The 20,230-nt window shown below is 49.6% G+C and carries 20 protein-coding genes; 12 read left to right on the top strand and 8 right to left on the bottom strand.

The window, feature by feature from the left end; translation table 11 throughout:
- Positions 1 to 124: 124 nt before the first annotated feature.
- The 7 genes from terW to SK35_RS25200 are packed head-to-tail and all read right to left on the bottom strand — an operon-like array spanning position 125 to position 6,842.
- Positions 125 to 592: a tellurium resistance protein TerW gene (gene terW, locus SK35_RS25230; RefSeq protein ID WP_001176767.1), complete on the bottom strand. Its 468-nt coding sequence runs from the start codon at positions 590 to 592 to the stop codon at positions 125 to 127.
- Positions 593 to 609: 17 nt separating this feature from the next.
- On the bottom strand, positions 610 to 1,818 hold the full coding sequence (locus SK35_RS25225) for a DUF4236 domain-containing protein (protein WP_000506888.1): 1,209 nt from the start codon (positions 1,816 to 1,818) through the stop codon (positions 610 to 612).
- A gap of 10 nt (positions 1,819 to 1,828) precedes the next feature.
- The gene (locus tag SK35_RS25220; RefSeq protein WP_032610458.1) at positions 1,829 to 2,785 is read right to left on the bottom strand and encodes an HpcH/HpaI aldolase/citrate lyase family protein; all 957 of its coding nucleotides are present in this window, start codon (positions 2,783 to 2,785) and stop codon (positions 1,829 to 1,831) included.
- Positions 2,785 to 3,864, bottom strand: coding sequence for a cysteine protease StiP family protein (locus SK35_RS25215; protein ID WP_032610457.1), 1,080 nt, complete (start codon positions 3,862 to 3,864; stop codon positions 2,785 to 2,787). Before SK35_RS25215 ends, SK35_RS25220 begins: the two co-directional genes overlap by 1 nt.
- Before the next feature lies 1 nt (position 3,865).
- Positions 3,866 to 4,639 carry a hypothetical protein gene (locus SK35_RS25210; RefSeq protein WP_032610456.1) on the bottom strand — a complete coding sequence of 258 codons (774 nt, stop codon included), beginning with the start codon at positions 4,637 to 4,639 and terminating at the stop codon, positions 3,866 to 3,868.
- Positions 4,632 to 5,774, bottom strand: coding sequence for a phosphoribosyltransferase domain-containing protein (locus SK35_RS25205; protein ID WP_032610455.1), 1,143 nt, complete (start codon positions 5,772 to 5,774; stop codon positions 4,632 to 4,634). Before SK35_RS25205 ends, SK35_RS25210 begins: the two co-directional genes overlap by 8 nt.
- 9 nt (positions 5,775 to 5,783) lie before the next feature.
- On the bottom strand, positions 5,784 to 6,842 hold the full coding sequence (locus tag SK35_RS25200) for an ATP-grasp domain-containing protein (RefSeq protein ID WP_015062980.1): 1,059 nt from the start codon (positions 6,840 to 6,842) through the stop codon (positions 5,784 to 5,786).
- A gap of 322 nt (positions 6,843 to 7,164) precedes the next feature.
- On the opposite strand from SK35_RS25200, the gene SK35_RS25195 reads away from it, so the two are divergent.
- The 8 genes from SK35_RS25195 to SK35_RS25160 all read left to right on the top strand — a co-directional run bounded on the left by SK35_RS25195 (position 7,165) and on the right by SK35_RS25160 (position 13,682).
- The gene (locus tag SK35_RS25195) at positions 7,165 to 7,746 is read left to right on the top strand and encodes a TerD family protein (protein WP_015062979.1); all 582 of its coding nucleotides are present in this window, start codon (positions 7,165 to 7,167) and stop codon (positions 7,744 to 7,746) included.
- Complete coding sequence (locus SK35_RS25190) at positions 7,746 to 8,903, top strand: TerD family protein (protein WP_015062978.1); 1,158 nt, start codon at positions 7,746 to 7,748, stop codon at positions 8,901 to 8,903. The genes SK35_RS25195 and SK35_RS25190 overlap by 1 nt, the downstream gene beginning before the upstream one ends.
- A gap of 22 nt (positions 8,904 to 8,925) precedes the next feature.
- On the top strand, positions 8,926 to 9,381 hold the full coding sequence (locus SK35_RS25185; RefSeq protein WP_000007448.1) for a tellurite resistance TerB family protein: 456 nt from the start codon (positions 8,926 to 8,928) through the stop codon (positions 9,379 to 9,381).
- 22 nt (positions 9,382 to 9,403) lie between these two features.
- Positions 9,404 to 10,444 (top strand): tellurium resistance membrane protein TerC, encoded by a 1,041-nt coding sequence (gene terC / locus SK35_RS25180; RefSeq protein ID WP_000255079.1) that lies wholly within the window; start codon positions 9,404 to 9,406, stop codon positions 10,442 to 10,444.
- A 48-nt stretch (positions 10,445 to 10,492) separates the two neighbouring features.
- The gene (terD, locus tag SK35_RS25175) at positions 10,493 to 11,071 is read left to right on the top strand and encodes a tellurium resistance membrane protein TerD (RefSeq protein WP_015062976.1); all 579 of its coding nucleotides are present in this window, start codon (positions 10,493 to 10,495) and stop codon (positions 11,069 to 11,071) included.
- Between the two features lie 69 nt (positions 11,072 to 11,140).
- On the top strand, positions 11,141 to 11,716 hold the full coding sequence (locus SK35_RS25170) for a TerD family protein (RefSeq protein ID WP_015062975.1): 576 nt from the start codon (positions 11,141 to 11,143) through the stop codon (positions 11,714 to 11,716).
- Between the two features lie 58 nt (positions 11,717 to 11,774).
- Positions 11,775 to 12,425 carry a hypothetical protein gene (locus tag SK35_RS25165; RefSeq protein WP_032610453.1) on the top strand — a complete coding sequence of 217 codons (651 nt, stop codon included), beginning with the start codon at positions 11,775 to 11,777 and terminating at the stop codon, positions 12,423 to 12,425.
- Between the two features lie 15 nt (positions 12,426 to 12,440).
- Complete coding sequence (locus SK35_RS25160; RefSeq protein ID WP_032610451.1) at positions 12,441 to 13,682, top strand: vWA domain-containing protein; 1,242 nt, start codon at positions 12,441 to 12,443, stop codon at positions 13,680 to 13,682.
- A gap of 147 nt (positions 13,683 to 13,829) precedes the next feature.
- Here SK35_RS25160 and SK35_RS25155 read toward each other — a convergent pair whose 3' ends face one another.
- On the bottom strand, positions 13,830 to 14,510 hold the full coding sequence (locus SK35_RS25155) for an HAD family hydrolase (RefSeq protein ID WP_032610522.1): 681 nt from the start codon (positions 14,508 to 14,510) through the stop codon (positions 13,830 to 13,832).
- Between the two features lie 313 nt (positions 14,511 to 14,823).
- On the opposite strand from SK35_RS25155, the gene SK35_RS25150 reads away from it, so the two are divergent.
- From SK35_RS25150 to SK35_RS25135, 4 genes are all read left to right on the top strand, one after another.
- Positions 14,824 to 15,453, top strand: a complete 630-nt coding sequence (locus tag SK35_RS25150) for a hypothetical protein (protein ID WP_032610449.1) — start codon at positions 14,824 to 14,826, stop codon at positions 15,451 to 15,453.
- 82 nt (positions 15,454 to 15,535) lie between these two features.
- Positions 15,536 to 15,955 (top strand): hypothetical protein, encoded by a 420-nt coding sequence (locus tag SK35_RS25145; RefSeq protein ID WP_015062971.1) that lies wholly within the window; start codon positions 15,536 to 15,538, stop codon positions 15,953 to 15,955.
- A gap of 273 nt (positions 15,956 to 16,228) precedes the next feature.
- Positions 16,229 to 19,570, top strand: coding sequence for a hypothetical protein (locus SK35_RS25140; protein ID WP_032610447.1), 3,342 nt, complete (start codon positions 16,229 to 16,231; stop codon positions 19,568 to 19,570).
- A gap of 309 nt (positions 19,571 to 19,879) precedes the next feature.
- A complete protein-coding gene (locus SK35_RS25135) occupies positions 19,880 to 20,101 on the top strand; it encodes a hypothetical protein (RefSeq protein WP_032610446.1) in 222 nt (73 codons plus the stop codon).
- The last annotated feature ends 129 nt before the right edge of the window (positions 20,102 to 20,230 follow it).

Genomic DNA, 20,230 nt, shown 5'->3' with positions numbered 1-20,230 from the left:
AGGTTTTGTAGGCAGAAAGGCGCTGCTGACATTGCGGGAGGAGAATAGATCAAAACTCCGTCACGCAGATACAGAGGTGAAATATGACAAAACCGGGGTTTTCACCCCGGTCTGAGATTTAGCGTCAGGACTTTTTAGCGCTGTATTCTTTTATCAGTTCATCAACGGAGTGCAGAGCCAGCTTCTCTACCGCTTCACTTCGGGTCGAGCCACTCAGCGCAGCCAGACGGTCAATTTTTCTTAAAATCCGCATGCGTAGCGATAATGACACGGCTGTTTTTTTATCCTTATCGAGTACGACCTTCCCTGTGGACTCACCGGTTTTCAGTTCAGCATTCTGTGCGAGCGCTTCATTCATCCGGCGAAGGGTCTTTTTATCCAGCTGGCCCGGATTAACGAGATGGTATGAATGACCTGCCTTGCTGTATTTGATCTCCGCAGAATATGACTCGCGTAGCTCTTTGAGTGCCCGGGTTAATGTCGGCTCTGAGCATTCCAGACTGGTTATAATGTCGGCAGCGGAAACGGGCTTGCCGGTGCCCAGTAAGTTGGCAAGCTTAAAAATCCGGGCCTGTCTGGTATTTAATTGCATCGTAAGATTTAGCCTGCTTAAAGGGTTAGTGGTTCAATAGGCTGAAAAATGAAGGTACTGCTCATCTTTCGAATAACCGGTTGATCGCCTAACGCTTCAACCGGATCAATGTGTTCTAAGCCTGCAAAATTTACTGACGACATCTGGCTGCGACTGCATTTGCAGGACAGGATATACTCATCCTCCAGATAGCCGGTCCGCTTACTGACCCGTTGCGTAAAGCCTGACACAATCACGTTGTCGAACGGTAGCGTATGTAAAACGATACCGACCAGGCGGAACAAGCAGCCATGGACGTGGCGGGCATAGTTTTCGCGTACGGCTTTTTGCGTCATGGCTTTTTCCGTCAGCTCCGTGCCCCGGGCATTAACGCCGTAAATCTTATCAGGGAAATCTTCAATCTCAGCTAAATCAACATCCAGCAGGACTGCTGATAGCTCCGGCTTTACTTCAAATGCAACAAGCGTTTCACGCGGCCATTCAGTTTCTGCCAGCACACCCGCCAGGTATGATTCGAAAAACGCGGCGTCTGTCCGGAACTGCTGCCGGGCATCTGCCTGAGCCGTGGCGAGCCGTTTTTCATGTTCTTCAGCCTCAAACTTCCAGTTTGCATACTGTTCGGCCCAGGCCGTCCGTTGTTGCTGGTACCGGTGCTGTCGAAGGGTATTCTCACGCTCCACATCAATCAGCTCCTGCTGCCACCGGCGAAGATTTTCGGCGTGGCGCTCAGCTTTAGCTGATTCCGATTCAAACCATTTACCCAGAAAACTAATGCCTTCGCTCTCGGCAGGCTTTTCCGGCAATGCAAGATAGTCTGGCTTTTCTGGACGCACCGGTGCCGGAACCTGAAAAGGCGACGTTCTGTTATGCAGGTATACTGCTTCCAGCTCTGCCCAGCTGATGCCTGTTTTAGGATCCGGCGTCAGCTCGTGAATATTACGGATTGCGGTCACCGCTGACATGAGATCAGCGGCTTCCTGCTCAAGCGCCTGTCTGAGCCCCGGGTCGGTAGCCGTCCGGTTCCCACCTCCGGAACGCGCGGCCCGGTCAAGCCGGGTACGGTAACTCAGCCCGGTACCGGGCAAGCCCAGATTGGCATAGGTCCCCCGGCTTCCAAAAGAAACGGAAGCACCTCTCGGCCCGACACTCAGGCTCGGTGCACCGTTACTCAGGTTGAGGCGAACACCAGGAATAATGTTGATCGACTTTCTGAACCTGAACCCCATTATGATTTCCTTAATGATGCTGGGTCACGGTAAGTAATCTGATTCCATCAGCGCTTTGCTCGTTCTGTAACCCATAAAAACGAGCTCTGTCCAGAATGCCAGCCGCCCAGCGGCGATGTGTGGCGGGTTCACACATTGCTCCCTGCGACTTAAACACGGCCTGGGTAGAGTTCAGGATCCGCAGAGCGTCAGAATGCTCACCCTGAGTGACCATCAGCGCGTTTTGAATGACCTCTATCTGACCCGGGTGAATGGCCGTTTTCCCAACAAGCCCATGTGCCATATCAAGAGCCAGCTCTCTGGCCATTACGGCATGATCGTCAATATGCTCACATACGGGCGCGGTCAGGGCAAAATCACGCGGGCCGAAGACCGAAACGAGCATTTTGATGACGTAGCCCATCGGGCTGTCATACAGCGTCAGGTCCCGGGGACGGCGAAGCGACACAACGTTCATAAGATCGTTGCCGCCGATTCGAAGCGCAATAATGCGGTCGTGGCAGGGATGTTCCACCAGACGGGTGGCCAGCTCCCGCATCTGAGCCACGTCAAAGACGTCTTCTGTTTCCAGCGTTGGCATCATGCACAGGTGAGTCCCGCCCATGATATCCCACCATTCAGCTAACGAACTGAGGGTAAATTTCGGCAACACAAACCCGTCGACAGCGGAAAGATCATAATGCGCTTTTAACCATCTGCCCATGTCGGCATGCCGGGGGCGAATGAACACCAGAGGCCAGTCATTTTTACCCAGGCTACGCATGCTGTTACTGAGCTCGTGCAGCAGGTGCTCCAGATTTATGAGGGCGATGGGGATGTCTGCTTCACTGACAGCATCCTCAAGGCAAATTACCAGAGAGCGCAAACCCGGGATTTTCCCATGCAGGACGGCATCAGCAATATCTTCCCGTGTTGCAGGCATGTATAGCGTGGCTCCCAGATTCCAGGGAGAAAGACGATTTTTCATCAGAGTACCTTCTTGATAATGGTTACAGCCCGATACTGGCCGAGGGTTCCCCCCATTTCTGTAACAACTATTCCCTTTTCACGAGCAAGCCCTACAAGCAAGGCAACGTCCGGGTCGTCAATAGAACGCACAAATATATGGTCCGGTACCCGACGCAATACAGCCCGGGTTGCTTCAGCAATACCGGGTTTAATACGATTGACGCTGTCCACTTTAAATTCATCGGCCAGGAACGCGATAACGTCGCGACTTGTCTGCCATAAGATCCGGGCTGACTCCGTATTCCAGCTCAGGGGAGCGAGGGATGTCGGTGTTAACTTCTTACGGAAATGAGCGACGGTATCGACAAGCATCCGGCTGCATTCGAATTCACTGAGATGCTCGCAAACCATGCACCCATGTAATCCTTCAGAGGACCATACTGACCGGGAGATCAGGCCTGATACCGGCGCACCCATGATGCCAAAAGGAATGAGCCAGTCATCATCACTGGCAGCAAGCCAGGAGCAGCCACAGGGATCCGCCAGGACAACCAGTCGCGGCTGCTCAGGATAGCCCGGGCGATCTTTCAGTGCGCGTACAAGCTCTCCGGTAATTGCACCTTTACCTGTCCATCCGTCAACAAACACAATACCGCTGGTACCGTGTCGCTCTTCAATGACGTCAAGTGCTGTACTGTCAATTCCGCGATCCCGGATGATACTGATGCCGTAATGCCATGAGGTTTTCCCCATATCACGCAGGGTCTGGTGCAGCATAACGCCGAGGGGCACACCTGCCCTGACAAGACTGGCCAGAACGATGGGCTCATCACCGAAGCGTTCGACCAGAGCAATAGCGAGCTGCGTGACTTCTTTTGCAAGCCGGTCTGCCCCCCGATCCAGCGCCCGGTGAAACAAATCAAGATGCCATTGTGTGGGTGCTGGCTCCTGGCTGAGCATGTCCGAATAATGTTTCTTTCCGGACTGAATCAGCTCTTCTTTTTGCTCAACCGGCGTCATCTCAATGACTACCGGCTTTAGCAGAAACTCCACGTCACCGGGCTGGTATGAGCCAGCGAATGTTTCATGTGGCTGCATTTTATTCTTCTCCAAAAATTCGCTGTGAAATGGCCTCTGCAAACTGACTCTGTCGCGGAATGCCAAACCAGCTGCACAGTTTCATAAAACGGTGATCGCTCAGGCTGTCACCCAGACCTATTACGGGGAAAACCCCGCGCTCAGCGCGAAGCTTTTCGAGCAGCCAACTGACAGCTCGCCCCTTCTCAACCGGCGTGGGGAGCCAGGCTACGTTATTACTGTTTCGATGGATGTAGAAACCTTCCGTTGAGAACACCTTTTCAATTTCATCAGCAATAGCAGTGAGCTCATCGAGGCGTGTGCTGTCCCGGTGTTTCATCACCATATAAACCGGAGTTTCATCATATTCATAGTTAAGCCTTGCCCAGGCCTTGATCCCCTTTGCGTCCATCATTTCAGTGATCAGACGTTGCATAGACTCTAACCTTTCCTGGTAGGGCGCTAACTGGTCGAGCATAAGGGCCTTCCATTCCTCGTCGGGCGTTCCCTCTGGCGTTAGAATGACGGCCCCATGCGTGGTGATTGCCCAGGAGCGGAAAGGGATCCTGACGCGGCTGATTTCTTCAGTTCCCCGAGCGGTAACAGGAATGAGTTCAGCCTGCTCAAGGAGCCAGTCCACCAGCATGGACTGTTCTTCTGTCATAAAACTTCGTGGATTCAGGGTGCGATCAACGGCACCGGTACGAAATGGCTCCAGGGCCAGCTCGTCTACCATTTTACGACGGGTCTGAAAGAGCGTGTCGTCAAGGTCGCTCAGAACAACGGGTTTATTCATAGGTAACAATCTCCACGACGGGCGCAACCTCAGCCAGCGCCTTAAGAAGCTGCGCGTCAATACTTTCTGCGGGTGTCTCAGTACACACAAGAATGCGGTCAAACTGCTGGTGGGCGACGTTATAGACAAAATTGGGGATGCCCAGCCCGTAGTTATCCGTAAAGGAAATGGCGGACTCAATGGCATAACCAACGGCGATAGGGGAGCGGGTGGTCGAACCGTAAAATGCCTTTGCCCCGGCAGCTTCGAGCCGTTCTGCAAGCAGGAACGGCTCCCAGACGAATTCCCCTGTCCCGAGAACCAGAACACGCTCCCCTTTGCGGACGGAAACCTCATGGCCGAGATCGGCCGCAGGTGCGAGCATCCCCAGTCGACCCCATGACTGTTTCCCCTGGATGTCCCATTCTCCGCGTGAAGTTACGTTGACTTTCGGCATGTCCGGGACCGGTGCATCTGGTAATGTGGTCCATCCCCACTGACCGCTTACAAGAGAAACAGAAGTGACGGGTAAGGTGCTGCGCTCGGACAAGGCTTTGCCACTCCAGTCGGTAAGCGTAACGGCGATAACCTGTTCAATATGTTGAAGCTTGCCGGTATTACGCAGGGCAGAAAGCAGGTTAATAAAGGTATTACCGGTGGTTGCCTCGTCATCAATCAAAACCAGCGTTCGCGCGTTGGTAACACGACGTCTTTTCTCTTCATCATCTGGCAGATAGATCAGATGATCAGTGGCGTGGCTGTGTTCTTCCTTGAACTCGCAAAGCAACGTGCCATCAACCGGGTGACGGGTAGAGGTCAGATATACAGATTCACGATGCTGGTGGCGCACTTCATCAAACACACCGGCCCCAAGCCCAACGGCGGTTTCAGCCATACCGATAAAGAGTACGGGCCCTGTCAGCGTTGCGGGGAACTGGCTGGCAAGCTGTCTATAGGCCTGCCGCATGACTGAGGGTGGCACGGGAATGTGTCTGCCGAGTACTTTGCTGACAAACAGAAAGGCGCGTTTCGGGTTACGTCTTTCAGCGATATCAAACAGGTCATCGAGCGAAACTTCACCCTGGTCGCGGGTTACCTGAATCGTACCGCATGAGAGGGTACGGCGATAAATCATATCTTCGAGGATGTCAGACATAAATACGCCTTAATTCAGAAGGTTAGAGAGTGATTCCGGGTATGCAATTACATCCGTAATGGATCTCACCGCAACCGGAGAAAAGGTGTTTTTAGCGCTCTGGCGCACCATATCTTCAGACATCAGACCGAGCTTAAAGGCAGCAAATAACCCAGGAAGGTTCACCCCGCTGTGAAGGGTATAACCCACCCCCCCTGACGGACGCATGTTGGTTTCAAGCAGCACCGGGTTGCCATTCACATCGTTTCGCGTCTGAACATTCACCAGCCCGTCGGCCTTCATAACACGGGCGCAGTCACACGCCAGTTCCCAGGCGCTTCCTTCGTTTACCAGATACTGGATAGCCCCTTCCTTACGGCGTCCCACGGCTGCGAGTATTTCGCCCTTATCCGCGAGGATATCGACGGAAAATTCCGGGCCTGGCAGGTACGGCATCAAAACAAGGGGTTTAAACGACTCAGCAGCTGATGCTGCTGCAATATACTGTTGCGGACTGACCAGACGATGTTCGGGATGATTAAAGACGGCCATAGGCGAAGCACTGTCATCAAAGCGCCAGAATCCCATGCCATAGATACCCGTCACCGGCTTCACGCATACCGGGCTGTCAGTGAACGGCGGGGCCGCGAGGTGTGTCTTTAATTCTGCCAGCGTATTCACCCGCCAGGATGGTACGACCGGGAGACCCTTTTGCTCCATAAACTGAGCAAAAGTAACTTTTTCGTCAGCCAGAGTTAACCAGTCGACGCCCGTTGCACCGGTAGTAAGGGTGGCACCGGTCGATTCAATGGCTGAACGGTGTTCTTCAAACCACTGGCTGTTACGGCCAGTATGAATATGGTGGATGCCGTAGGTCTGAATGGTTTCCTGAATAAACTGGAGACGTTTTTGAGGATCTTCAGGTTCAGTCAAAGAATAATCGGCAACGGAAAGGATTTCATTTCTTTCGTTACGGTGGGAGGCAAAAACGGTAATGGCAAAATTATTTTTTTGTGCAAATGATTTTACCCCCTGAATAATATCTCGCTGGGAGGACAAACCTTCCATAAACCAAATTTTTTTGTTCATTTTTTTTAATTATCCGGAACGCCATGCAAATTTATGATTGAGAAGTGAGTCTATGAGTGTCTACGCAACATGTCAATCATAATATGATTAATAACTCCTGAGGTTATGGAGTGTGCCAGTGTTTTTGTGTTCCCTGTTAAAGTATTGATATTTAATACAAGTCTAGAGATAAGGACATCCTAAAAAGGATTTCATTTTGTGTTTTTACAGAAAACTACCAAAATTTCCCTTGTCAGAGAACTTCATCATGATATGATTTTCTTCGTCAGTTAATAAACAACCCTTTGATTGTCTCGGTCATTACCATTTTAAGGAATAAAACATGGTTTCATTAAGTAAGAACCAGACGGTATCACTCAGCAAAGAATCTTCAGCATTAAGCCAGCTTCAATTCGGCCTCGGTTGGGATCCGATTAAGAAAAAAGGTTTTCTTGGCGGACTGTTAGGTGGCAACGACTCAATCGATCTCGATGCTGGCTGCGTATTAATGGACAGCACTGGTAAAACAATTGACACCATCTGGTTCCGCAAACTGGAATCCACCTGCAAAGCTGTTGTGCACAGTGGCGATAACCTGACCGGTGAGGGTGACGGCGACGATGAAGTGATTAAGGTCAACCTCTCCCGTCTGCCTGCAAACGTTGAATACCTGGCGTTTACGGTTAACAGCTTCCGTGGTCAGTCGTTCAATGACGTCGAAAACGCATTCTGCCGCGTGGTCGATCAAACCGGCAAAGAGCTGGCTCGCTACAAGCTGACTGAGCAGGGCTCACATACCGGGATCGTTATTTCTTCGCTGCGTCGTAATAACGGCAACTGGGACTTTACCGCCCTTGGCCATGCCTGTCGCGGCCGCACAATTGACGATATGCACTCCGATATCGTTTCAGCGGTTATTCGCTAATGAACCTGACGCCGGGGGGCAATGCCCCCGTTCCAGCCCAGGAGTTGCGGGTCCGGATCACCTCGGGCGGTCAGGTGGATGCTTCGGCGTTTCGCCTGTATGCCGACGGGAAGGTGCAGGGTGATGCGGACATGGTGTTCTATGGTCAGCCACGCAACGATGATGGTACCGTCAGCCTGGTCAGTGAAGGCCAGTACTCAACTTTTACTGTCGCGCTCAACCGGCTGAAATCTGATGTCCAGAAAATTGCGTTCACAGTGACCTGTGACGGTGGGCAGACGGTGTCCGGTCTTCGTAATCTTTCCATCGACGTGGAGCAGGGGGCTACCGGCCTGGTTAGCGGCATTGTCGAACTGAGCGGCCGTCAGGAAGCAGCCTTAATTCTGGGTGAGTTTTACCGTCGTAATAATGACTGGAAATTCCGCTTCGTTGCACAGGGGTTCAACGGTGGTCTTAAACCGCTGGCAGAGCATTTCGGCGTAAATATTGCCGACGAACCTGCTCCCGCCGCCCCGACCCCTCCGGTTGCAACCCCTCCGCCAGCTGAGACAAAAATCAGCCTGAGTAAGGTATCTCTGACAAAAGAGAAGCCAGCAATCAGCCTGACCAAACGGGATAACTTCGGTGAAATCCGGATCAACCTGAACTGGCACCGGGGCAGCGGCAAATCGGGTTTCGCAGGCATGTTCGGCTCCAAAGGAATCGACCTGGATCTTGGGGCATTTGTTGAGCTTCAGGACGGGTATAAATCGGTCATTCAGGCGCTGGGTAATGCATTCGGTAATTATCGCGATGAGCCTTATGTTCAGCTCAAGGGCGATGACCGGACGGGTGATGTATCAGACGGCGAGTGGCTGCATATCAATGGCCGGGAATGGAAGCATATCCGTGAAGTGCTGATTTACGCCTTTATTTATGAAGGTATTCCCAGCTGGGACAAGACTGATGGTGTGGTCACCATTCATGTGCCGGATCAGCCTCCCATTGAGACCCGCCTCACCGAAGGTGAAAACCGTCGCACATTGTGCGCCATTGCCAGACTCGTAAATGAAAACGGCGCGATTAAAGTCGAGCGTATCAACCAGTACTTCAAAGGCCAGGACGAAATGGACCGGGCATTTGGCTGGGGATTTCGCTGGAGCGCCGGTTCTAAATAACACAGCAACAAAGGAAACAGGTATGAGCTTTTTCGACAAGGTAAAAGGTGCCATAAACTCTGGCCGGGACGAACTGACCCGCCAGGTTGGTCGTTTCAAAAACAAAAAATTTATGCACGGCACCGTTGCTGTATGTGCCCGTATTGCCGTATCGAGTGACGGCGTGAGTTCGGAAGAAAAGCAGAAAATGATGGGCTTTCTTCGGTCTTCAGAAGAGCTGAAGGTCTTCGATACCAATGAGGTGATCGAGTTCTTCAATAAACTGGTTTCAAGCTTCGATTTCGATGTTGAAATCGGCAAGGGCGAAACCATGAAATACATCCTGGCGCTGAAAGATCAGCCTGAGGCCGCTCAGCTGGCCTTACGTGTTGGTATTGCCGTTGCGAAAAGTGACGGTAACTTCGATCAGGACGAGAAACTGGCCTCCCGCGAGATCGCTATCGCGTTGGGCTTCGACCCGGCTGAATTTGGCCTCTGATCCACATCCCTAAGGGTAAAATATGGTTTCCACACACATCGGCTTCCCGACTGAAACGGTCATTGTTTTCATTGCGCTTTCAGTCGGTGCCATCTTTATTGACCTGTTTATGCACCGTGATGACAAGCCCATTTCCCTGAAGAGTGCGGCGCTCTGGTCCGTATTCTGGGTTGTGGTTGCGATGGCATTTGCCGGTTTCCTCTACATCCACCACGGTGCTGAGGTTGCCAGCCTGTTTGTAACGGGTTATGCGCTGGAGAAAGTGCTGTCGGTCGACAACCTGTTTGTCATGATGGCCATCTTCTCCTGGTTCGCCGTTCCTGATCGTTACCGCCACCGTGTTCTCTACTGGGGGATCATTGGTGCCATCGTCTTCAGGGGCATCTTTGTCGCCATCGGTACGAGCCTGCTGAGTCTGGGGCCGTATGTTGAAGTTGTCTTCGCTATCATCGTCGCCTGGACGGCGGTCATGATGCTTAAAAGCGGTGATGACGATGATGAAATTGAGGATTATTCCCAGCATCTGGCTTACCGCATGGTTAAACGCTTCTTCCCTATCTGGCCGAAGCTCAGAGGTCATGCTTTCCTGCTTAACCAGAAGGAAGTGGATGCCGAACTGGCGAAACCAGAAAACAGCGATGTCACCATTGGCCGTGGTAAAAAGGCGGCGCTGTATGCGACCCCTCTGTTCCTGTGTGTGGCCGTGGTTGAACTATCGGATGTTATGTTTGCGTTTGACTCGGTACCGGCAATCATTGCCGTCAGTCGTGAACCGCTTATCGTCTATAGTGCCATGATGTTTGCTATCCTGGGCCTGCGTACTCTGTACTTTGTCCTTGAAGCACTGAAACAGTACCTGGTTCATCTGGAGAAGGCCGTTATCGTGCTGCTGTTCTTCATCGCGGCAAAACTGGGCCTGAATGCGACCGATCACATTTGGCATCATGGTTACAGCATCGCGGCCACAACCAGCCTGTATGTTGTACTGGGTGTTCTGGCGCTGGGCATTCTCGCAAGCGTCATGTTCCCGGGCAAACCTGAATCTGAGGAAAAGGGGAGCTGATCCCCTGAAGTGTTAACCTGAACAATTACTAATCGAAGAGGTTATTTTATGAGTGTTTCTCTTTCCAAAGGCGGGAACGTCTCCCTGAGTAAAGCAGCTCCGTCAATGAAAAACGTCCTGGTGGGCCTTGGCTGGGATGCGCGTTCAACAGACGGTCAGGACTTTGACCTGGATGCTTCAGCTTTCCTGCTGGCCGCAAATGGCAAAGTGCGCGGCGATTCAGATTTCATCTTCTATAACAACCTGACGTCATCGGACGGTTCCGTAACGCACACCGGCGATAATCGCACCGGTGAGGGCGATGGTGATGATGAATCGCTGAAAATTAAACTGGACGCCGTCCCGTCTGAAGTTGACAAGATCATTTTCGTTGTGACTATCCACGATGCTCAGGCTCGTCGCCAGAGCTTTGGTCAGGTATCCGGTGCGTTTATTCGCCTGGTAAATGACGATAACCAGACTGAAGTTGCTCGCTACGATCTGACCGAAGATGCGTCCACTGAAACCGCCATGCTGTTTGGCGAGCTGTATCGTCACAATGGTGAGTGGAAATTCCGCGCAGTAGGCCAGGGTTATGCTGGTGGTCTGGCATCTGTATGTGCTCAGTACGGTATTAACGCGTCCTGATCGAAAAGTTACTTTTCTTATCCGGGGCTGTTTATTCAGCCCTAATTCAACTGTTTGCAGGAGCTTAAAATGGCAGTTTCTCTCGTAAAAGGCGGCAACGTATCTCTGACCAAAGAAGCACCAACCATGAATGTCGCTATGGTTGGCCTGGGCTGGGATGCCCGTGTAACCGACGGTCAGGGTTTTGACCTGGACGCTTCCGTATTTGCAGTAGGCGAAGACGGTAAAGTGCTGTCAGATGCCCATTTCATTTTCTTCAATAACAAAACCAGTCCTGATGGCGCGGTAGAGCACCAGGGTGACAACCGTACCGGTGAAGGCGACGGCGACGATGAGCAGGTCAAAATCGATCTGACCAAAGTCTCAGCAGACATCAAAAAACTGGTGTTTGCCGTTACCATCTATGATGCAGAAGCGCGTAAACAAAACTTCGGCATGGTGAGCAACAGCTTCATGCGCGTGTACAACAACGACAACGGCGCGGAAATTGCTCGTTTCGATCTGTCTGAAGACGCCTCAACCGAAACTGCAATGGTCTTTGGCGAACTGTACCGCCATGGCGCTGAATGGAAGTTTAAAGCTGTCGGCCAGGGCTTTGCTGGCGGGTTATCTGCACTGGCAACCCAGCACGGCGTGAATATTTAATAATAAAAATAAACTCAACCCCGGTGCTGTCACCGGGGTTTTTTATAGGTGTTAGCACATGGCAAAGAAAAAAGATGATGGTTCAGCAGTAATACTACTTTTTATTGTGGCTTTTTTTGTGTTCCTGCCGTTTCTGATATTCGGGATGTTTTTCTACCGAAAGCTAAAAAGAAAATATTCAGCTATCCCCAACATTCAACGTGTATATGATATTGGCGTCATTTTTAAAACGTTAAGTGCCTCTATCGCAGTTATTGTGGTTTCAGCAGTGCTCGTTCTGCAACTCAGTGCGCTTCCCGTCAAATTTGTATCGCCAGAAATATCACATTATATAGCAAGAGTTATGTTCGTTCTCTATCCACTTGTAATGATCTGGCCAATGAAAAAAATGGCGGAACGCATCGCCATAGAATATTTCGGTATAATTTTTAACGACAATGACAGAACGATAATTCTTCCAGCAGATTTAGGCAATATGGGATTGGGTGACTGGCTTCGTCTCAAGTTTCTGAGCAGGATGGGTGAGCAAGACAGCATTGAGATTCGAAAAATATCGAATATCACACGCGAGAAAGGTGTCAACTTCTATATCCATGGTGATTTCGGATCCCGACGCATCAACTTTTCGAACAAGCAAAAGCGCGATGAGTGTATTTCAGCACTTCAGGCCAGAACCCGGGTAAAGGGTGGCAGAGACTACGGTTACTAAACAAGGAACAGAGTCATGCAATTACAGTCAGGTCAAAATATCCTTCTATCTTCATCATCAGTCACTCTTAATTTGCGATACCCGGTACGTCCCGGTTTTAACGGCGAACCCGACACCTGCGTTTTCATGCTCAACGCACAAGGTAAGGTGAGCGGTGATAACGATTTCATCTTTTTCAATAACCTGAGTTCACCGGAGGGGGCTTTAAAACTGACGGCAGGGACGCAGCAATCAAGCGTACATATTGATCTTAACCGCGTTTCCTCGGCTGTTCAGAAAATCGCCATAACCCTCGTGATAGACGGAAGCGATACTATTACAGGCTTGCAGAATCTGAATTTGCAGGCCTCCGGTATTGCATCGTTTGATCCCGAAACAGCAGGGCGCAGCGAGAAAGCTATTATCGTGGCGGAGGTGTATCGCCATAACGGCAGTTGGAAGCTACGGGCGCTTGGCCTCGGTTTCAACGGTGGGCTTGAGCCCCTGGCGATGAGTTATGGTGTTGATGTTGCACAGACAGCTCCGCAGCCAGCACAACCTGCTCGTATCAGTCTGGAAAAGAAGCTCGAAACAAAATCTCCGCGACTTATAAGTCTCGCTAAAAAGGCCTCAGTCAGCCTCACTAAAAATAAACTGGAAACCCTGGAGGCAGCAGTTGCGTTTGTTCTTGACGCGTCCGGCTCAATGAGTGGCCAGTTCAGTAAGGGTAACGTTCAGTCCGTGCTGGATCGCATCGCCGTCCTTGCCGCCCAGTTCGATGACGATGGCGAAATGGATGTCTGGGGCTTTGGAGAGAAGCATAAGAAGTATCCAAATGTCACTCTGGATAACCTTGACGATTACATTCAGACCATTCGTGGATCCGGAAAGCGTTCAGCCTGGGAAAATTTGCCGGGGCTTGGTGGGACTAACAATGAACCACCGGTAATGGAAGAAATTGTCGACTACTTCAAAGACTCAAAAATCCCGGTTTACATAGTGTTTATTACCGATGGCGGGATAAGCAAGACCGGAGCAATTAAGAATGCTATCCGGCGCTCAGCCAACTTCCCGATCTTCTGGAAATTTGTCGGCCTCGGTGGATCTAGCTACGGAATCCTGAAAAACCTGGATGATTTTACAGACCGCCGCGTTGATAACACCCATTTCTTTGCAATGGATGACTTCGGCTCTATCAGCGATGAAAAATTATACGATAACTTACTGGAAGAATTTAGACCGTGGATAGATGAAACAAAAAGGTTAAATATCCTTTAGCTTGCTTCCTGATAAAGCTTAATTAGAGGGCTCTGGCGAGAGACCCAGCCAGCTGGGTCTTAAAGGTATCAACGGCCAAACACTGGTCATGGACAACTGTGAAAGCTAGCCCCGGTATATTATTTAAAACGTTCATGTTGTGCGATTTTAGACCCTGAACGACTCCTTTTTTAAGCGGTGTATAAAAGCTTTTTTTCTGTCCCAACGAGGATGGAAGTGCCGCCAGTGGGCATCTTTGGCGGCTGCCAGCAATTCATAATCGCCCCGAGTGTCCCCCCAGGCTCGAAGATGATACTGATCTAATGGTCCGTAAATAGACTCCAGCCGGTTAATTTTCTGTATGCAACGACAATTGTGCCCTGTAATGCGCCCGGTCAGGATACCATTAACGCTTTCCAGCTCTGTACCGATGAGCTTGATCCCCAGTCGTTCAGCAAACGGAGCAAGTACAAGCCTCGGTGAGGCTGAGCAGAGTGTCACCTCAACATTGTTAGAAACTTCCGTTGCCACGGCCAATAGGCCTGATGCTCTCATCAGACGCCCCCAATAAAGGTTGCAATAGGCTTCAGCTTTCTCCTTGACCCACTTTTCCTCGATACCAGTGAGAAACGTTGATATTAAAATTTCTTTGAGTTCATCACGAGTTAGTTTGCGACTCAAACACCGCAGGGTAGGAAGAGCGAGTTTAACCAACCGGCGGGTGAAGACACTGTTACCGAAGGCAAAGCGCAAAAAGGGGATAAAGCTGTCATGTCGGGTAAGAGTTCCATCAAAGTCGAAAACGGAAAGAACCTTTATTTCTGCACGAAATGAATTATCCACAAGCAGCCCTTTTTGAATTAGATAAATTTTCCATATTTTATCATCTGACGAGGGTGACTCAAAGCATGTCAGAATTGGATTGGACCATGAAGATCTCGCAGTCTTACACTGCATCTTGTTATCCATGCCGTGGTCAACTAATTGTGGCCCACAACCTGGCTGTTCGTGGAACAGTTGTTCTGATTCATTTGGCGTTTAGCAACTGTTCTCTCTGGCGCTGCATTTAGGAAAGATATAATGGCGCTAAGCCATATTTTATGTAAGGGTATGATATGGTTCAGCGGATTTTCATTCACGATACTGACAACAGGATTTACCTATGACTATCGATACCGACGATTTCGATCCGGTAGATGTAGATGTAGAGGTTGCAGAGGCGTTAGAGAAGCACATGGCACAGTTACGGGACCTGGAAGCATACTGGCCGTACAGCACGACAGCCGTTATTGATTGTTTTTTTGACCAGGCTACCCGGGCAACTCACGCTGAATTGTGGTTGGCTGCCTGTACAACTTTCCTGAACGGGATTGAAACCTCACTGAGGGTGACGCTTGAACTGATGGAGTCACAGGCGCATTCGCAGCCAGCCGCAACGCTGGTGGATTTAAGTGATATGGCCACACTCAGTAATGCCCTAATGAGAAGGGCGCACATGGCTGGTATGCCGGTGACGCTGCTGGCGTTTCCCGAGGAGCAGGATCTGCTGACCAAGATTGCTGAAGGTGCCCCGAAAAGGCCCTATGCGGAAATCGTGAGGGTTCGTCACAATTTATGTCACGGGAACATCCTGGAGCACATCATCACTGTGAGTGACGATTTGGGGGAGCCAGTCCGGTTATTCACACCTGAATGTATGCGTGTCCTGGCAGAGACGATGTCGGCAATCTCGAAACAATGGGTTGCAGGCATGCATCAATATTGGCGTGATAACAATTTATCTATGCCTTGAAAATTCCGGCCGGATTCTGTTCCCGGCGTCAGTTTAACGCCGGGATGAAATAATTATGATCCACAACCAGAAATAGCTGTTTATGGTTGAGAAAATATTGTGGTATAAAAATTATGTTTTTAACTTGGTGATAGTCATGGAGAAACAAATGAAAATTAAATGCATCGTATTGGCAGGAATATTTTCACTGGTATTTTCTGTTCATGCCAGCGAAACACAGAATAAAAAAAGTGATCCAGTACCTGTCTTTGGGCACGCAACAGCTGTTTCAAAAATGTGTGGTGAACTTCTCGGAGAAACTAATCCAGTTAAGATGAGAGATGGGGCTACTAAGATACTAAACGAGACTCTTAGAAGATTACCTGATGCCGAAGTGTCAGATGAAGGGAAAAATGTAATCGAGGCATTTGTTACTCGATCAAGATCCCCGTCTGACATACCTTCTCGCTGTGAAACCAGTGTTAACGAGAGATACTGGGAAATCGTTCAGTCCAAAAAATGATCTGACGTTGGTTGACTGTAAAAAAACATTTCGCCCGTTAAGCTTCTGTCTCTAAAATATATGACTTAATGGGCTATTCAACTCCTTCCTATGTAATATATGAAGTCATTCCCCGATGATTTAATTAACGAAGGTTTAATCCACATGTTCAAAACTGATAAATTGGACAGGCTCAATTTTAATTATTTTACCTCTTCCCGTACTTCAGGTTATTTGGCTGACAATCCAATCTGGTATGATGCTTATAACAAACAAATTCGGAGGGTATAGTGAATGGGTGGCCTGGTCAGCAAAACTAACATTGATCGCCTTGAACGTTTTCATTCTCTGCTGGCGGGGCAATACTGGTCCGCCCTCGTCGATATTCCGGCAGAGGCGATTGCGGCCGGGGATACACTCCTCATCAACTCGTTGCGGTACGTGGATGACAATCTGCATACCGTCATCCTTCGTGCCCACCCTCGGCACTACGGGGAATGGGTAAACGTTGAAGTCGTTGCTGAGAACGGCTCAAAATCAACGAAAGACAAGAAACTGAATGAACATCGGTTTCTGACGGCCGATTTTCTCGCCTTGTTTGAATATCAGCCCGACCATGAATCGATCCGTCAGTCAGAGCTCAAAGGCATTCAGGACGAGGTTGCTGACCTGCAAATGCGTCTCACCGAAACACTGAAAAATCCCTCAGATCTCCGGGAACTGGCTATGAAAAGGATCGAAGACGAAGAGGCCAGTAAAAGGGGGGGCGAGTCAGACGACAGAATGCTTCCGGTCGTCAGAAATGCAGAAGATGCCGCAGTTACCATGGCGCTGGGTACGGTGCAGAATGCCCTTTCTCAGGGAATTTCCGAAGCTCAGGTTTCTCTGATGGCGAAAGTCGCGGAACGGGAAGGGAAGATTGCCGGTGCCGTAGCTAACATTATTACGTCGCGTACCGGTGCTATTACCCGGGCGCTGGAGAAAATGCATCCGTATTATGCGGAGCTGGCCGCTGCCAAGTTGGCCGGAACGCAGGAGGGCATTGAGCAGGCTAACAAAATTCAGGCCGGTGTTCTCACGCTGGAATTATTCGTCGGCAAAAACGTGACGGTAGTCGATATTGCTGAAGGCGAGCCAGCTGACAGCAGCATTCCGCTGACGCTGTGTCAGAAGAAGCTCGTAGTGGATGAGGAACTTTCAGCCTGGTGTGACATCGACGAACACTTTGATTTCAGGAGTCTTTCCGCATTCCACAAGGCGCTAAAAGATAACCCTGGGCTGGTGGAGCAAATTTTTCCGACTGAGCGATGTGTACTCGTCATGGTAACCACCCGCAGATTTATTGACTATGGTGATACCTGGGCGAATTCAGAATACAATGAAAAGAACAGCATCGTGTTTCTGATGGTCCGCAACGGGCAAAACATCAAACAAATCTATTCCCCGGTGGAAAGCCATCTTGGAGCATCACGGTTATTTCCGTCTGAAGATGAGCAGCAGGGCCACTTTCGTGGGTTTGACGGTACCACCATCAAATTTGAAGATGTGGCCTATACCGATCGTCTCAAATCCCATGACCTGATGGCTCTGCATTACCGACGTCTGCTTATCATGCTGTTTGGTCTTGACCAGCGGCTGGCTCTCTTTGGTCAGTTCTATCCCAAGCATGAAAAGGCTAATTTCCTGAATCTGAGCTTCCAGGAGCGGTACTTCCATTTTCTGCACGATGAAGACGGCACAGGGCTGCTGGCATCACCAGACTCGCAGACGCTCGATGAATTTATTAGTGAAAAAAACTCCTATATGCAACCGGGCTCGCGGCTGCTCTGCAACTGGCGTGAGCTTATGACCCCCAGAACAGCACCTGGTGCCGTCAAAGAGGACAGCAGCTATTCAGGGTACTCCTTCATCGCTGAACCAGAGAATAATGTCTCTGCTGCGGTTGTGTATCGTCAGGGAGATAGTCTGGCAGTTGATGTGGCGGTGAAGCGCTACAGAACAGATAAGATGTTTAACTGTAAGGTAAACGTTTCTGGCTACAGGCCGTGGCGCCGGGGAGAAGCAGAGCTTGCATATCTGTGCCTGGATGCAGTGGGCCCGGAGGAACTGAACCGTTTTATCCAGCAGCGCAAATTCCGGAGTAACCACCTTTTTTACATTCGATTTTTTAAGGCCGCAATCAAATTCCTGGAGCAGGAACGTGAAAGAGAATTGCCGCACCGGCAATATCTGCTGACTGCAATGCAGGATTCGGGGTTGCGCCTGCCGGTGAACATTCATGAACTGATTCATCAGTGCATTGCTTCATGGAAGACCGGTAACCGTGGCGTTTCGCTTGATGATGGAATGCGTTTCGAAAAAGGGCGCCAGGCCCTGCTGAATCAACTTTACAGGCTCACTCAGGGTGCAAGCGAAATGGCATCGGTCATTCAGGAGCAGGTAACTGCGTCCGGATCGCAACTGCTTCGGGCCGGGGTCAACTCGTCAGGGAATTACGTCGCGTTTATCGCGCCTAAACCCTATGAGTGTGATAACAGACTTGAAGCTCATGCGTGGGTCCATCGTGTTGTCTATGCAACCGGAAAACGAAACATTCGGGAAACCAGCAGATCCTGGGTCTCTATGCCGGAGCGTTCGGCATCCGAAATTACCCTTTGGGAAGATGAGGAGCAGTCTAGGAAATGGTACTCCATGAAACCGGTATTCAGTTCGTGGGCCGAAAAACAAAAGCTATTTGAAATGTGCGAAAAAGGTGCGGAATTACTGAAAGGGGCCATGGGCAAGTCGGGACATGAGGAATATAGCGATCTTTTTGAGATGTGGGGAGATGCTTATATTGCATGCAACTCCAACTCTGGCGCGGAATACGTAACAACCCCGGATATGTTCCTCCCGGTTGGCTTGATTAAGTCACGAAACTCATTACAGCTAATTGCATTAGGGACATGCTCAACGGAGCAATGGATGTATGCCCGGGCAGGGGATGATGACACACGGGAGCTGTTGCTGGAGTTGTATACCAGTTGGTATGAATGCCCGGATAAAGCGCGAGCAAGGGTCCTGTCGATGGCAGAGAAAAACTCAGGTCTGAGGTTTGTGTTGCTTGAAGGAAAGGCAAAGAAACTGGAGCGGTTTGTTGTCAAACGGCCAGAAGAGATTGTTAACTGGCATGCCGGTGATTTAAAGGAATTCCCGACAATGCTGAATGATCAATGGGCATGTCACATGGCAATGGTCAGTCGGAATGATAAAGTTTATCTGACGCCGGATTTGCTGGATGATGATGGCCTACCAAATTTTAATGAAGTCACAAGGCAGGAGCCCGGAGACGGTTATCAACCCGTCAATGTCTATGAATTTGAGAGTGATTATTTTAACGCGATCTATGATGCAGACGGTAAGAAAGTGGTACTTTGTCACTGGTATGATGTGACGGGTGATTCATATACTGCTGAAGATCTTACAGGGAATATGCCTCATGACGCATTTAAATTCCTTCAGTATAGGCTGGATAATATCGAGCAGGCTGAGGCATTTATCAAATACAGAAACCGTAATTATCAGTCCCGAGAAAATTCAGATTGGCCCGAACCGCCTGAAGGTGTAAAGCGTTACGTCATCAGAGCCCGAAGCTAAGTGAGCAACATTAAGCTAAAAGTTCAGTATGGAAATAAATAAATCATACTGAACAATAAATATAACTTTATGCATAACACTATGACGGTATCTTATTAGCAGGTGCTTCGGAAAAAAGTAACTTTCCAAAGGTAAGTAAGCGCAGCGGGAGATATGCTAACATGAATACATCACGGGGACAGTGCTGGATACTGGCCAATCCATAATTTGCATATGATTAAAATGTACTTAGATGTTGCAATACTGATGAATTGTGTTAAAAGATAGCCGTCGTTACCTAAGTTAAATTTTATGAAGTATGGTACTGTTATGGCTAAGAAAAATTTATACTCGGAAGAGATTGTGATTGCCAAAAAGCAACTCAATCAGCTATCCACGCTTAAAGATAAAGTCAGCCTGCTAACGCGTCAGTGGGAAGGTGATATTGGCAAAAATCTGCCTGGTTACACTGAGCTATATGCTCACGTGGAAAGAATTGAAAGACAGATTCATGAACAAATTGGTAGCTGGAAGAAAAGTCCTACAATGTAAGATTACGGCGATCCATTCTGAAGCGGTGTATTTGGTTCAAGAATGCATAAATAACATTCCTTTATAACTCAATTACCCGCTTTTAAATCTCTTTATTTTCAATCCCGCTCATCCATTTGAGGAACTTTG

The organism is Citrobacter sp. MGH105, from assembly GCF_001037485.2.
In the GTDB taxonomy this organism is placed as follows: domain Bacteria; phylum Pseudomonadota; class Gammaproteobacteria; order Enterobacterales; family Enterobacteriaceae; genus Citrobacter; species Citrobacter portucalensis.
The sequence above is the reverse complement of the archived record's forward strand: the minus strand, read 5'-3'. Positions and strand labels throughout refer to the sequence as shown.

Coding starts and splice junctions, on each gene's coding strand:
- terW (WP_001176767.1), bottom strand. CDS start 592: ATGCAATTAAATACCAGACAGGCCCGGATTTTTAAGCTTGCCAACTTA.
- SK35_RS25225 (WP_000506888.1), bottom strand. CDS start 1,818: ATGGGGTTCAGGTTCAGAAAGTCGATCAACATTATTCCTGGTGTTCGC.
- SK35_RS25220 (WP_032610458.1), bottom strand. CDS start 2,785: ATGAAAAATCGTCTTTCTCCCTGGAATCTGGGAGCCACGCTATACATG.
- SK35_RS25215 (WP_032610457.1), bottom strand. CDS start 3,864: ATGCAGCCACATGAAACATTCGCTGGCTCATACCAGCCCGGTGACGTG.
- SK35_RS25210 (WP_032610456.1), bottom strand. CDS start 4,639: ATGAATAAACCCGTTGTTCTGAGCGACCTTGACGACACGCTCTTTCAG.
- SK35_RS25205 (WP_032610455.1), bottom strand. CDS start 5,774: ATGTCTGACATCCTCGAAGATATGATTTATCGCCGTACCCTCTCATGC.
- SK35_RS25200 (WP_015062980.1), bottom strand. CDS start 6,842: ATGAACAAAAAAATTTGGTTTATGGAAGGTTTGTCCTCCCAGCGAGAT.
- SK35_RS25195 (WP_015062979.1), top strand. CDS start 7,165: ATGGTTTCATTAAGTAAGAACCAGACGGTATCACTCAGCAAAGAATCT.
- SK35_RS25190 (WP_015062978.1), top strand. CDS start 7,746: ATGAACCTGACGCCGGGGGGCAATGCCCCCGTTCCAGCCCAGGAGTTG.
- SK35_RS25185 (WP_000007448.1), top strand. CDS start 8,926: ATGAGCTTTTTCGACAAGGTAAAAGGTGCCATAAACTCTGGCCGGGAC.
- terC (WP_000255079.1), top strand. CDS start 9,404: ATGGTTTCCACACACATCGGCTTCCCGACTGAAACGGTCATTGTTTTC.
- terD (WP_015062976.1), top strand. CDS start 10,493: ATGAGTGTTTCTCTTTCCAAAGGCGGGAACGTCTCCCTGAGTAAAGCA.
- SK35_RS25170 (WP_015062975.1), top strand. CDS start 11,141: ATGGCAGTTTCTCTCGTAAAAGGCGGCAACGTATCTCTGACCAAAGAA.
- SK35_RS25165 (WP_032610453.1), top strand. CDS start 11,775: ATGGCAAAGAAAAAAGATGATGGTTCAGCAGTAATACTACTTTTTATT.
- SK35_RS25160 (WP_032610451.1), top strand. CDS start 12,441: ATGCAATTACAGTCAGGTCAAAATATCCTTCTATCTTCATCATCAGTC.
- SK35_RS25150 (WP_032610449.1), top strand. CDS start 14,824: ATGACTATCGATACCGACGATTTCGATCCGGTAGATGTAGATGTAGAG.
- SK35_RS25145 (WP_015062971.1), top strand. CDS start 15,536: ATGGTTGAGAAAATATTGTGGTATAAAAATTATGTTTTTAACTTGGTG.
- SK35_RS25140 (WP_032610447.1), top strand. CDS start 16,229: ATGGGTGGCCTGGTCAGCAAAACTAACATTGATCGCCTTGAACGTTTT.
- SK35_RS25135 (WP_032610446.1), top strand. CDS start 19,880: ATGGCTAAGAAAAATTTATACTCGGAAGAGATTGTGATTGCCAAAAAG.